General features: G+C 65.8%; 15 protein-coding genes. 3 read left to right on the plus strand and 12 right to left on the minus strand.

Annotation, left to right across the window (positions count from 1 at the left end):
- Positions 1 to 3: 3 nt before the first annotated feature.
- From rpsC to rpsJ, 8 genes are read right to left on the minus strand one after another with little or no spacing between them, the layout of a single operon-like run.
- Entirely contained in the window at positions 4 to 759 is a 756-nt protein-coding gene (rpsC, locus tag RT123_RS08370; protein WP_017506053.1) for a 30S ribosomal protein S3, read from the minus strand.
- The gene (gene rplV / locus RT123_RS08375) at positions 759 to 1,139 is read right to left on the minus strand and encodes a 50S ribosomal protein L22 (RefSeq protein WP_017506054.1); all 381 of its coding nucleotides are present in this window, start codon (positions 1,137 to 1,139) and stop codon (positions 759 to 761) included. The genes rpsC and rplV overlap by 1 nt, the downstream gene beginning before the upstream one ends.
- A gap of 3 nt (positions 1,140 to 1,142) precedes the next feature.
- Positions 1,143 to 1,421, minus strand: a complete 279-nt coding sequence (gene rpsS, locus RT123_RS08380) for a 30S ribosomal protein S19 (protein WP_017506055.1) — start codon at positions 1,419 to 1,421, stop codon at positions 1,143 to 1,145.
- 2 nt (positions 1,422 to 1,423) lie between these two features.
- Positions 1,424 to 2,260, minus strand: coding sequence for a 50S ribosomal protein L2 (rplB, locus tag RT123_RS08385; protein WP_055753391.1), 837 nt, complete (start codon positions 2,258 to 2,260; stop codon positions 1,424 to 1,426).
- Positions 2,261 to 2,264: 4 nt separating this feature from the next.
- Complete coding sequence (locus RT123_RS08390) at positions 2,265 to 2,567, minus strand: 50S ribosomal protein L23 (protein ID WP_008260292.1); 303 nt, start codon at positions 2,565 to 2,567, stop codon at positions 2,265 to 2,267.
- Positions 2,567 to 3,205: a 50S ribosomal protein L4 gene (gene rplD / locus RT123_RS08395; protein ID WP_017506058.1), complete on the minus strand. Its 639-nt coding sequence runs from the start codon at positions 3,203 to 3,205 to the stop codon at positions 2,567 to 2,569. Before rplD ends, RT123_RS08390 begins: the two co-directional genes overlap by 1 nt.
- On the minus strand, positions 3,205 to 3,954 hold the full coding sequence (gene rplC / locus RT123_RS08400) for a 50S ribosomal protein L3 (RefSeq protein WP_055753390.1): 750 nt from the start codon (positions 3,952 to 3,954) through the stop codon (positions 3,205 to 3,207). Before rplC ends, rplD begins: the two co-directional genes overlap by 1 nt.
- 21 nt (positions 3,955 to 3,975) lie before the next feature.
- A complete protein-coding gene (gene rpsJ, locus RT123_RS08405; protein ID WP_003164367.1) occupies positions 3,976 to 4,281 on the minus strand; it encodes a 30S ribosomal protein S10 in 306 nt (101 codons plus the stop codon).
- A gap of 589 nt (positions 4,282 to 4,870) precedes the next feature.
- On the opposite strand from rpsJ, the gene RT123_RS08410 reads away from it, so the two are divergent.
- Positions 4,871 to 5,626: a porin gene (locus tag RT123_RS08410; RefSeq protein ID WP_313008705.1), complete on the plus strand. Its 756-nt coding sequence runs from the start codon at positions 4,871 to 4,873 to the stop codon at positions 5,624 to 5,626.
- 117 nt (positions 5,627 to 5,743) lie between these two features.
- Here RT123_RS08410 and RT123_RS08415 read toward each other — a convergent pair whose 3' ends face one another.
- The 3 genes from RT123_RS08415 to RT123_RS08425 form a co-directional block, all read right to left on the minus strand.
- Complete coding sequence (locus RT123_RS08415; protein ID WP_313008706.1) at positions 5,744 to 6,631, minus strand: GIN domain-containing protein; 888 nt, start codon at positions 6,629 to 6,631, stop codon at positions 5,744 to 5,746.
- Between the two features lie 97 nt (positions 6,632 to 6,728).
- A complete protein-coding gene (locus tag RT123_RS08420; protein WP_313008708.1) occupies positions 6,729 to 7,643 on the minus strand; it encodes a transcriptional regulator in 915 nt (304 codons plus the stop codon).
- A 10-nt stretch (positions 7,644 to 7,653) separates the two neighbouring features.
- Positions 7,654 to 8,820, minus strand: coding sequence for a GNAT family N-acetyltransferase (locus tag RT123_RS08425; RefSeq protein WP_313008709.1), 1,167 nt, complete (start codon positions 8,818 to 8,820; stop codon positions 7,654 to 7,656).
- A gap of 143 nt (positions 8,821 to 8,963) precedes the next feature.
- On the opposite strand from RT123_RS08425, the gene RT123_RS08430 reads away from it, so the two are divergent.
- Positions 8,964 to 9,125 carry a hypothetical protein gene (locus RT123_RS08430; protein WP_165117191.1) on the plus strand — a complete coding sequence of 54 codons (162 nt, stop codon included), beginning with the start codon at positions 8,964 to 8,966 and terminating at the stop codon, positions 9,123 to 9,125.
- 38 nt (positions 9,126 to 9,163) lie between these two features.
- Positions 9,164 to 10,231, plus strand: a complete 1,068-nt coding sequence (locus tag RT123_RS08435; protein ID WP_313008710.1) for a L,D-transpeptidase family protein — start codon at positions 9,164 to 9,166, stop codon at positions 10,229 to 10,231.
- On the opposite strand, the gene RT123_RS08440 is transcribed toward RT123_RS08435, so the two are convergent.
- The gene (locus tag RT123_RS08440) at positions 10,228 to 11,823 is read right to left on the minus strand and encodes a carboxylesterase family protein (protein WP_313008712.1); all 1,596 of its coding nucleotides are present in this window, start codon (positions 11,821 to 11,823) and stop codon (positions 10,228 to 10,230) included. The two genes, RT123_RS08435 and RT123_RS08440, sit on opposite strands and share 4 nt — an antisense overlap.
- Positions 11,824 to 12,052 lie beyond the last annotated feature (229 nt).

Raw genomic sequence — 12,052 nt, forward strand, 5'->3', positions numbered from 1 at the left:
GACTTAGTTCTCACGTCCCCGGTCGCGACGCGGACCGCGGTCGCCACGGGGGCCGCCGCGTTCGCGGCCTTCGTTCGAGGACGGACCCGAAGCTTCCTGGGCCCAACGCTTGTCCTGCGCCATGGGATCGTGCTCCAGCACTTCACCCTTAAAGACCCAGACCTTCACGCCGATGATGCCGTAGGTCGTCTTGGCTTCGTAGAAACCATAGTCGATGTCGGCGCGCAGCGTGTGAAGCGGCACGCGACCTTCGCGGTACCATTCCATACGTGCGATTTCCGCGCCGCCCAGACGACCCGAGACATTCATACGAATGCCCTTGGCGCCCAGACGCATGGCCGACTGCATCGAACGCTTCATGGCGCGACGGAAGGCCACGCGGCGCTCCAGCTGCTGCGCGATGTTCTCGGCGATCAGCTGTGCATCGGTTTCCGGCTTGCGGACTTCGATGATGTTCAGGTGAACTTCACCCTCGGTGCGCGCCGAGATGTCCTTGCGGAGCTTCTCGATGTCAGCGCCCTTCTTGCCGATCACGACGCCCGGACGGGCGGCGTAGATGGTGATGCGGCACTTCTTGTGCGGGCGCTCGATGATGATGCGCGACACGCCGGCGGCGGCCAGGCGTTCCCGCAGCCACTCGCGCAGCTTCAGGTCCTGGTGCAGCAGGCGGGAATAGTCGGCGCCGGCGGCGAACCAGCGGCTGTCCCACGTGCGGTTCACGCCCAGGCGCAGACCGACCGGATTGATTTTCTGTCCCATCAGGCGGCCTCGCCGGCTTCACGGACCACGATGGTGATCTCGCTGAACGGTTTCAGGATGCGCGACGAACGACCGCGAGCACGGCTCGCGAAACGCTTCATCACCAGGTTCTTGCCCACGAAGGCCTCGGCAACGACCAGATTGTCGATGTCAAGGTTGTGGTTGTTCTCGGCGTTCGAGATCGCCGAATACAGCACCTTGCGGACGTCGCCAGCGATGCGCTTACGGCTGAATTCCAGCTCGTTCAACGCCTTCTGGACCGGCATGCCGCGGATCGAAGCGGCGACCAGGTTCAGCTTTTGCGGGCTGATACGCACGTTGACCAGCTTGGCGCGGGCCTCGGTCGGGGCGACCCGACGCTCGTTTTTTGTCTGGGCCATCGGTTACTTCCTTTTGGCCTTCTTGTCCGCCGCGTGACCCGGGAAGTTCCGGGTTGGGGCGAACTCGCCGAGCTTCATGCCGACCATCTCTTCCGAGACCGACACGGGCACGTGCTTCTGACCGTTATGGACGCCGAACGTCAGACCGACGAACTGCGGCAGGATGGTGGAGCGGCGCGACCAGGTCTTGATCACGTCCTTGCGGCCCGACGATTGAACGGCGTCGGCCTTCTTGAGCAGATACCCGTCGACAAACGGGCCTTTCCAGGAGGAGCGGGCCATTCTTAGCGAGCCTTCTTAACGTGGCGGGTACGGATGATGTACTTGTCCGTAGCCTTGTTCTTGCGGGTACGAGTGCCCTTGGTGTCCTTACCCCACGGCGTGACGGGGGTACGACCACCAGAGGTCCGGCCTTCACCACCACCATGCGGGTGGTCGATCGGGTTCATGGCGACGCCGCGAACGTGCGGACGCCAGCCCATGTGACGCTTACGACCGGCCTTGCCCAGGTTCTGGTTCATGTGGTCGGGGTTCGAAACCGCGCCCACCGTGGCAATGCAGCCGTCCAGGACCATGCGCAGTTCGCCCGAGCCGAGACGGATCTGGGCGTAGCCCTGATCGCGACCGACCAGCTGGGCGTAGGCGCCGGCCGAACGGGCCAGCTGGGCGCCCTTGCCCGGCTTCATTTCGATGTTGTGGATGATCGTACCCACCGGCATCGAACGGAGCGGCATGGCGTTGCCCGGCTTCACGTCGGTCTTCTCGCCCGCCACGATCGTGTCGCCCGCCTTAAGGCGTTGCGGCGCGATGATGTAGGTCTTCTCGCCGTCCTCGTAGGTCACGAGCGCGATGAAAGCCGTGCGGTTCGGATCGTATTCCAGACGCTCGACCGTGCCTACCATGTCCCACTTACGACGCTTGAAGTCGATCTTGCGGTACAGGGTCTTAGCGCCGCCGCCGCGGAAGCGGACCGCGATGCGACCGCCCTGCCCGCGCCCGCCCGACTTGGTCAGGCCTTCGGTCAGCGACTTTTCCGGACGGCCCTTGTGGAGTTCCGAACGGTCAACCAGCACGAGGGCGCGACGGCCCGGCGAGGTCGGATTATAATGTTTCAAGGCCATCTGATCAGAGCCCCGTGGTGACGTCGATCGACTGGCCGTCAGCCAGCGTCACGATCGCTTTTTTGATGTCGACCCGGCGACCCAGGATACCCCGGAAGCGCTTGGTCTTGCCCTTTTGAACCAGGGTGTTGACCTTCAGGACGTTGACTTTGAACAGGCTTTCGACCGCAGCGGCGATCTCGTCCTTGGTCGCCGTGTCAGCGACGCGGAAGACGACCTTGTTCTGCTCGGACAGGATCGTGGCCTTTTCGGTGATCACCGGGGCCAGGATGGTGTCGTAGTGCTTGGCGGTAGGTTGAGCGGCCATTACGCGGCTTCCTTATCGCTGAAGCGGGCTTCGATGGCCTCGATGGCGGCCTTCGTCAGCACCAGCTTGTCAGCCCGCAGGATGTCATAGACGTTCAGGCCGGCGTTCGGCAGCACGTCGATGTGCGGGATGTTGCGTGCGGCCAGGCCGAAGTTCGTGTCGACTTCGGGACCCGCGATGATGAGCGCCTTGGTCCAGCCCAGCTTGCCGAGCGTTTCACGCAGCGAAGCGGTCTTGGCTTCCTTGACCGAGACGGTGTCGACCACGATCAGGTCGCCCGACTTGGCCTTGGAGGACAGGGCGTGACGCAGAGCCAGCGCGCGGATTTTCTTCGGCAGCGAGAAGCCGTGATCGCGAACGATCGGGCCGAAGGCGCGCGAACCGCCGACGAACTGCGGTGCACGGCGCGAACCGTGACGAGCGCCGCCGGTGCCCTTTTGCTTGTACATCTTCTTACCCGTACGAGAGTTCTCGTTGCGGGTTTGAACCTTGTGCGTACCGGCGCGGCGCTTGGCCAGTTGCCAGTTGACGGTGCGGGCCAGGATGTCGCCGCGGATGTCGGAGATGCCGAAGACGGCGTCCGACAGTTCCACGTCGCCAGCAGCCTTGCCGTCGAGTTGGATGACAGAGAGTTTCATTACGCTTCACCGCCTTCGGTCGCTTCGACGGGGGCTTCTTCAGCCGGGGTCGAGGCGGGTTGAGCAGCAGACTTGCTCGACTTCAGCGCGCCGGGGAACGGAGCATCGGCCGGGCGAGCCTTCTTGATGGCGTCGCGAACCTTGACGTAGCTGCCGTCGTGACCGGGGACAGCGCCCTTGATCAGGATCAGCCCACGCTCGGCGTCCACGCGGACGACGGTCAGGTTCTGGGTGGTGACGGTTTCGGTGCCGTAGTGGCCGGCCATCTTCTTGCCGGGGAACGTGCGACCCGGGTCCTGACGGTTACCCGTCGAACCGTGCGAACGGTGCGAAACCGAAACGCCGTGGGTGGCGCGAAGGCCGCCGAAGTTCCAGCGCTTCATGGCGCCGGCGAAACCCTTACCGATGGTCTCGCCCTGAATGTCGACCTTCTGGCCCACCAGGAAGTGTTCGGCCGACAGTTCGGCGCCCACGTCCAGCAGACCGTCCGCATCGACGCGGAATTCGGTCACATAGGCTTTCGGTTCGACTTCCGCCTTGGCGAAGGTCTCGCGTTGAGCCTTGTTGGTGTTCTTAGCCTTCTTCGTGCCAGCGCCCAGCTGGAGAGCGACGTAGCCGTCACGCTCCTGGGTACGTTGGCCGACGACTTGGCAGCCGTCGAGCTGCAGCACAGTGACCGGTACGTGCGCGCCGTCATCGGCGAACACGCGGGTCATGCCCAGCTTCTTGGCGATCACGCCCGTGCGCATCGGATCCCGCCTCTTTCTACTTTAAATCTTGATCTCGACGTCCACGCCGGCGGACAGGTCGAGCTTCATGAGCGCGTCCACGGTCTGCGGGGTGGGGTCGACGATGTCGAGCACGCGTTTGTGCGTGCGGATTTCAAACTGCTCACGCGACTTCTTATCGACGTGCGGAGAGCGGTTCACGGTGAACTTCTCGATCAGGGTCGGCAGCGGAATCGGACCGCGAACGGTCGCGCCGGTGCGCTTGGCGGTATTAACGATCTCGCGCGTCGAAAAATCGAGGACGCGGTGATCAAAGGCCTTGAGCCTGATGCGGATGCTTTGATCCATATCGGTGCTTACTTCCAATGCGGTCGGAGGACCGCGTCCCTGTGAACCATTTCAAAGACCGAAGGCCTTCGGGCAAAAAGCCCTCAGGGAACGCAAATCCGCAAAAACGATCGGCCCACGCAGTTGCCCGCGAAGGCCGTTGATATCCCAAGAAGCTGCAAAGAACAGTGACTTAGGTCGTTCTTGCGAACCGCGTTTGCAGCGAACTGCACAGCCGGTCCAACAAGAGTGGTGGCTTATGCCTATCGATTCTGATTTCGTCAAGCGCGCAAACCCGGGCTGACACAGGATTTAGACGCGGTCTTCGCCGAGGGCTGCGCACGGCGCGACGACACATACGGCGGCGACGTCGTCGGCGTTGGACGCCTCTTTATAGTGCAGGAGTGCGACTGCTGTGCGCGATTAACGACTTGCCCCACAGATCGCCAAGTCGTGACACATTCTGGCCGCAACGCGTGGCTGTTGCGCAACAACCTTGCCATCCCAGGTCAACCGAACGTCGGTTTATTGCTCCGCTTCGTCTTAGACTGATAGCAGCGCCCCTCCCCGGACCCCCATCCGGGTGCAGACTGCTAAGGACAAAAGAAAAATGAAGACGATCCTCCTCGCCACCGCCGCCGCCGCCGCTTTGTTCGCCGCCCCGGCCTTCGCCCAAGACGCCATCGGTTCGGTCGGCGTGACCTATTCCAACCCGTCGATCGAAGTCGCCGGCGACGACGTCGACGCCGACGTCTGGACCGTTGACGGCTCGGTCGCCCTGCCGGCCCAGGACTGGACCGTGACCCTGAACGGCGCCATCGACTACACCAAGGCCTTTGGCGAAGAAGACGTCACCGGCGCCGCCGCTGCTCACCTGACCAAGATGTGGTCCTCCGACGTCCGCGCCGGCGCCTTCGTCGCCGCCAACGGCATCGGCAGCGGCAACGAGCCGATCTGGACCGTGGGCGCCGAAGCGCAGAAGTATCTGTCGAACGCCACCCTGACCGGCCAAGTCGCCTACACGACCGCCGACAACGTGGACGCCGACATCTGGACCGTCGGCGCCGACGCCGCCTTCTACGTCATGCCGAACCTGCGCCTGAACGCTGGCGTCGCCTACAACAACGTCGACTTCTCGGGCGGCGACACCGACGCCTGGACCTACGGCGTGGGCGCCGAATACGAGTTCGAGAACACTCCGTTCTCGCTGGGCGCCGCCTACACCCGCGCTGACATCGATTCGCTGGACGTCGACACCTGGTCGGTCGGCCTGCGCTATTCGTTCGGCGGCGGTCTGCAAGCGCGTGACCGCGCCGGCGCCAACCTGGGCGTCTCGGCCATCTCCAGCGTCCTGAGCGTCTTCTAAGCGTCTCGGACCTGATCCATGCGAAGAGCCCCGGCGGAGCGATCCGCCGAGGCTTTTTGTTTGGCCGGAAAAGACCCCCGGGGTTCCACGACCGGGGGCCTTCTCGTCGCTCGGGTCTTACTGCCCGATCTGCAGGGTGCCCGCTCCGACGACGGAGCGAGAAACCGATCCCGTGGCTGAGGCGACGCGGACGCTGCCCGATCCGGCGATCGCCACGTCCAGGTCGCGCGTCGCGCCGCCGTAGCGAACATCGCCCGAGCCGCCGATGGCGACCGACAGCTTGTCCATTCGGCCCTGCCGCACATTCACACCGCCCGAGCCGCCAATGGACAGTTCACTGCGTCCGCCGGCGCTGGCCACCTCGACATTGCCCGATCCGCCGACAGCCGCCTTCAGGACTCCGGTCGCTCCGGCCGAGATGGAGCCAGACCCGCCGACGCTGGCGTTCAGCGATCGAGACGTGCCCGCGCGGATCGCGCCCGAGCCCCCGAGGCCCAGTTCCAGATCGCCGTCCACATTGGCCACGTTCCAGTTGCCGCAGCCGCCGTTGTCCAACTCGACCGATCGCGCGTCGCGTCCGACCGAGCCGAAGACCGCGCCGCTGGCGCTGACATCCACCACGCGGGGCGTGCGCACGACGATCAGCGGCGCGTCTTCCAGGCGGATCCGCCCCAGGTCGCGTACCTCGACGGTCGCGCCCTGCCCCGGCTGGCCCGTATCGCTGCGGCCGGAGTTGCAGCCGCGAATGGCGCTGTTGCCGCCCCACATGCCGTTACGGCGCAGGCCGCCGTCGATCTTGACGTCATTGCCGTCGCGGCGAACCTGGATGGCCGGCAGACGCGTCTGGCCTTGCGTGACCTCGACGCCGATATCCTGACGATCCTCGACGATGACCACCACGCGGGCGACGGCGTTGCGGATCTCGACCTCGGCGGCCGAAGCGGGCGCGGCGACGAACCCGGTCAGGGTGGCGACGGCGGCGGCGGCGATCAGTGCGGTTTTCATGAGCGGTGTTCCCTTCCCGAATGTGAGCAGAAGGTGCGCGCCGCCCGCGCCCAAGTCATTTTAACTCGAGGTCATGAACTCGAATTAACACCCGAGCTCATGACGTCACGTTCAGCGCGCCCGCGCCGTCCGCCGCGCCGATCTCCGGCTCGAAGTCGCGCTCGAAGTTCGCGATCTTGCTCTTCATCGCGCCCGCCTTCTTCAGCGCCAGCGACGCGGCCCAGCGCGCCGCCAGCTCCGGCGTCGTCATGCGGTCGGTGAAGCGCGGCCGCCCGCCCCGGCTGCGGATCACCGCATTGGTGAACAGCGCTCCGTTTCGGAACCGCGAAGGCCAGGTCTGGAAATCCATCGACAGGCTGACGCAGAAGCGGTCCAGATTCTCCACCCGATGCGGCGCGTACAGCGGCCAGGTCAGGGCGCGACCTGGCTCCAGATCCATGACCTGCGCATCCTGTTCGAACGCCAGCGTGTAAGGCAGTTCTTCGGTCGTCTGACGGGCGACCACCTGTTCCATGTTCCGCTCGGGCAAATGCCCTTCGTCGCCGGGATAGACGAACAGCCGCTTGCGCCCCCGCAGATGGAACAGCACCACGCCCGCGGCGTCGAAATGATAGGGCACCCGCGCCTTGGGCGACGACAGGATCAGCTGCCCCGCGTTTCGCACCGCCCGCATTCCCGGATAGGTCGCCTGGATCGCGGCGAAATCCTTCATCGCCGCCCCCCACAGCTCGGGCCAGCCCGTCTCGACCCCGCGCAGATTGACCCACAGCCGACCCTGTTTGATCGCCTCCAGCAACTCCTCGCCTGACAGCCGCCCGCGCGCGCCGGTGCGCAAGGACACCTGCCCCTCGTCGTCATAGTCATACAGGTTGATGTCGAACAGCTCGGCCGGATAGCGATCCAGCACGGCGGCCAGCGCCGCGTCCTCGGCGAACCCTTGCTCGATCAGGGTGTGGGCGTGGGTCTTGGCCTCGGCGATCGGGCCCGGATAGCGTGTGCGGCGTTGGGTCATGCCGATGTCCTCAAACGTGGGCGACGCGCGCCGGCGTCTTCTTCTTGGCGGCCGCCTTCTGGACAGCCGACCGTGCGGCGACCGCCGCCCCCCTCAGCCGCCCGACGGGCGTCGCTTCGCAGGCTTCGATGGTGGCCCAGCGCCGACGCAGGGACGCCCGCACCGCCTCGCCGCGCCCGCCCGCCTTGTTCAACGCCGCAATCGTGATGTCGCCCAGCGCCTGGGTCACCCCAGGCTGCATCACCACGGCTTCGCGCACCGTTTGGCGCGCGTTGACGAAGTATTTCTTGTAGGTCTCGCCCTCGAAGCCGAAGTCGAACACCCGGAAACCCTCGGCCGCCGCCAGCCGCATCGTGTCCATGCTCAGCAGGATGCCCGGCGAGCACCGCGCAAGCGTCGGCTCATAGGCCGGGAACCAGAAATGGTAATGCCGCCCGGCATGCAGCGAGAACTCGATCGCCACCAGCTTGTCGCCCGCGTGCATGGCCGCCATAGAGGCGCCGAAGCCTTTTCGCGGCTCGCTCATCAGCGCGTGCAGCAGATCCCGCGTCCAGCCGCACGCGAAGATGTCGTGCAGGCCCGAGCGCCGATACTGCGCCGCCTTCAGCGCAATCAGATGATCCAGCAGCGCAGGATCTCTGAGACCCCGCTCCACCCGGATCGGCCCCAGTTCGGCCTCCAGGCTACGCCGCGCCCGCTCCTTGTCCTTGAAGTATTTGGCGAATGTCTTGCGCCGCTCGGCGTACCAGTCGTCATAGCCGGTCTCGGGCATCGCGACCTGCACCGTCTCACGCACTTGCCCCGTTTCGCTCGCGCCGATCCAGCCGGGCACGTTCAGCCGCTTGGCTTTCAACAGCCGCGCCACCTCTTCCAGCGTGATCGTCTCGTCCGCCGGGGCGATGACGCCATGATAGTCGTTCATGGGCGCGCCCAGCGGCTGCACCGCTCCGCCGCGTCGCTGATGCGGGAAGAAGCCGACGATCTTGTCATCTCGCCGGAATACGGCGATCGCCGCGCCGGGGCAGACCCGCGAGACAATCTCGGCATAGTCCCAGCGGAAATACGGGCTGGCCAGATCAGGATTGCCCGCCGTCCACGCACGCCACAGGGCGACGGCGGCGGCGTCCATCGCCGCCGCGTCCATGATCTCGACCTGCAGCATTCCGGCCATACGCATCCTCTCGGGGCCTTGCGCAGCAAGGTCCATTCCACATCGCACTCTGCCCTATGCGCGTTTCATCAGGGTTCACCGTCATGGTGAATGCACGTTGAAGGAGCCGCGGTCGCCCTGGCGCGTTTGAGTGACCCAAGGAGAAGACCATGACCGATCAACGCCCTGACAGCAAAGCCGTCGAGAACGAGAACCTGCGGCCGGACGCCGACGGCCAGCCGCCGCGCCCGGCGACCGAGCCCAAGGGTTCAAAGGATTCGTCCAACTCCGGCGAAACCGAAACCGACCCAGCGACCGGCGAACCCAACTGAACACCGACCGCCTGCACTCACCACCTCGAAAGTCTCTTATGAACCGTCCCGCCTACCTCGCCGCACTCGCTGTTCTCTCTCTGGGCGCCTGTTCGCCAAAGGAAGAGAACACAGCCGCCCCAGCGGCGCAGACGGCCGAGGCCGCGCAAGTGGGCCAAGCCGGCCCGCTCTCACGTGACGCCATAGAAAACACCGCCTATGCGCCGCTGCCGGCCGCACAAGAGGGCCAGCCGGCCAGCCCGAATGCCGCCCAGCAGCAGCCGCAGCCCGCCCTGATCCGCGCCCAGGTTCTTCTGGAACGCGCCCGCTTCTCGCCCGGCGCGATCGACGGCCTGGCGGGGTCGAACATGCGCCAGGCGATCTCGGCGTTTCAGGAAGCGAACGGCATGACGGTGAACGGCGAGTTGAACGCCGACGTGATGGGAAGACTGCGCGCCGCCGCCGGACCGGGCGCGGTGACCACCACCTACGCCATCACGCAGCAGGACATCGCCGGACCCTACCTCGGCGTCGTCCCCACGGAGTTGGAGGCTCAGGGTCAGGCGGCGCACATGGGCTACGCCAATATCGTCGAGGCCTTGGCCGAGCGCTTCCACGTCACCGAGGCCTTGCTGCGCGCCATGAACCCCGGCGCCGATTTCAATCGCGTGGGCCAGGGTCTGCTTGTCCCCGCCGTCAACAGCGCGCCCCTGCCTGCCGACGTGGACCACATCGACGTCGACAAGAGCGAAGGCTCGGTCAAGGCGTTCGACGCTGACGGCAAGCTGATCGCCTACTTCCCGGCCACCATCGGCAGCGGCGACAATCCCACCCCGACCGGCACGGTCAAGGTCAACGGCGTTGCGCGAAACCCGGACTACACCTACGACCCGTCGAAACTCAGCTATGGCGACGGCAAGAAGAAGGTCGTCGTCAAACCCGGTCCGAACAATCCGGTGGGCGTCGTCTGGATCGACCTGAACAAGCCCAGCTACGGCATCCACGGCACGCCGGACCCGCATCTGGTCGGAAAGACGGCCTCGCACGGCTGCGTGCGCCTGACCAACTGGGACGCCTGGATGCTGGCCGACAAGGTCAAGCCGGGCGTCACCGTCCGCTTCATCTAGTGGACGGCGCCGAACGGCGTCCCGTCCCAGAAGTCGCAGTGGTGGCGTTCGAAAAAGCCGTCGTCCATCACATCGCCCTCCGGCTTGAACACCCGCACCGGCCCCGCACCTTCGACGCGGGGCCATTCGGCGGCGAAGGCCGAACTGCCGAACGTCGCCCACAGCCTTTGCATCCGCTCAGACAGCGCCTTTTGCTCCGGCGTGAACCGCTTGGGATCAGCAAACACCCAGCGCGTGCCGAACACATAGGCCAGCTCGCTGGCGTGATAGGCGCCGAGGTCCAGACCGACAATCCAGTCGGGCAAGACGAACGGCGCCTCGCGATCGGCGAACTCATAGCCCCACACCGGCACATGCTGGGCCAGCAGTCGTCGCAAGGCCTGTGACGGACAGGCGAATCTCTGGTCCGTGAAGTTGGTGGCTATGGCATAGGCCGGCCCGTCCTTCCCCACAGGATAGCGCGCCAGCACCCGCTCACCCTGGTCGCCGTACATCCAGATCGTCTCCTTCTGATAGCGATCCATGTCCTGCACCTCGTTGGCGAACAGCCGCCCCTCATCGAGGTTTGTCCCGACGAGGACGGGCACGCGGGTGAACCGCCCCTCGCGGATCGCGACCGCTGGGTTTTCCGGCACAGTGGCGTCCGTGTGCACCGGTCCCCACGATCCCGGCCCGTTGATGCCCGCCCTCAATGACGCCGCCCACGACAGCCGCCAGGCCGGCAACGCCTTCAGGCAAGCGATCTGATCCTCGCCGGTGCAGCCAAGCCGTTCGGCGAACATTGGCCCCGACAGGGCCGCATCCTGCGCCCTGATCAGTGACGAGGGCTCAAGACATCCGCCGCTCTGCATGATTACCCTTTGATACAGCCCATCCGACTGCGGCGACGCCATCAGGTAACAGGCCGTCCACGCGCCCGCGCTCTCGGCGAACAGGGTGACATCGCCCGGGTCGCCGCCGAAGGCCGCAATGTTCCGATGCACCCACTTCAGCGCGGCCTGCTGATCCATCAGGCCGAAGTTGCCGCCGAAGCCTTCGCCGGTCGCCTGAAACCCCGGATGCGCCAGCCAGCCCAGCGCGCCGAGCCGATAATTCATCGTCACGACCACCCGCCCCTGCTCGCGAGCCAGTTCCGACGGATCGTAGTTGGCGCCCGCCCCGACGGTGAAGGCGCCGCCGGGAATATAGACCATCACGGGCCGCGCCTCGGCCGCGTCTCCGCCTGGCGCATAGATGTTGAGATACAGACAGTCCTCGGACCCGACGACGATCCCGCCGCCGCCGCCCAGGATCGAGCGTCGCCCGATCGCCTGGGTGCAGTCCGCACCGATCCGCGTCGCATCCCGAACACTTTGCCATGTCGCGACCGGCTGCGGCGCGCGCCAGCGCCGTTCGCCGACCGGCGGCGCCGCGAACGGCACGCCGAGGAACGCTCGCGTCCCCGCCCCATCGACGCCGCGCACCGTCCCGGATTCGGTCGTCGCCAATACCGGCTGGGCGTCCTTGGCGAACCGGACCTGATCGACCTTGCCGGGATGGGTGGCGCAGGCCGACAGGGCGACAAGGCACGCTAGCAACGAGATCAGACGCATCGTGGACCTTGGCTTTTGGGCAGACGATCCTAACGCCCGAACGGCAGGCCCGTTGCGGGCGCCTGTGGTCGCCCCCACAGCAAAACGGCCCCCGGATCGCTCCGGAGGCCGTTCTGTTACGCTACTGTGTCTTTCGGCCTATGCGCGCCTCGCGGAGGCGCGCGACTTGAGGCCGGTCTTCTTACTCGACGATCTTGGCCACGACGCCGGCGCCGACGGTGCGGCCGCC

The sequence above is a fragment of the Brevundimonas vesicularis genome, from assembly GCF_032067225.1.
Lineage (GTDB): Bacteria > Pseudomonadota > Alphaproteobacteria > Caulobacterales > Caulobacteraceae > Brevundimonas > Brevundimonas vesicularis_F.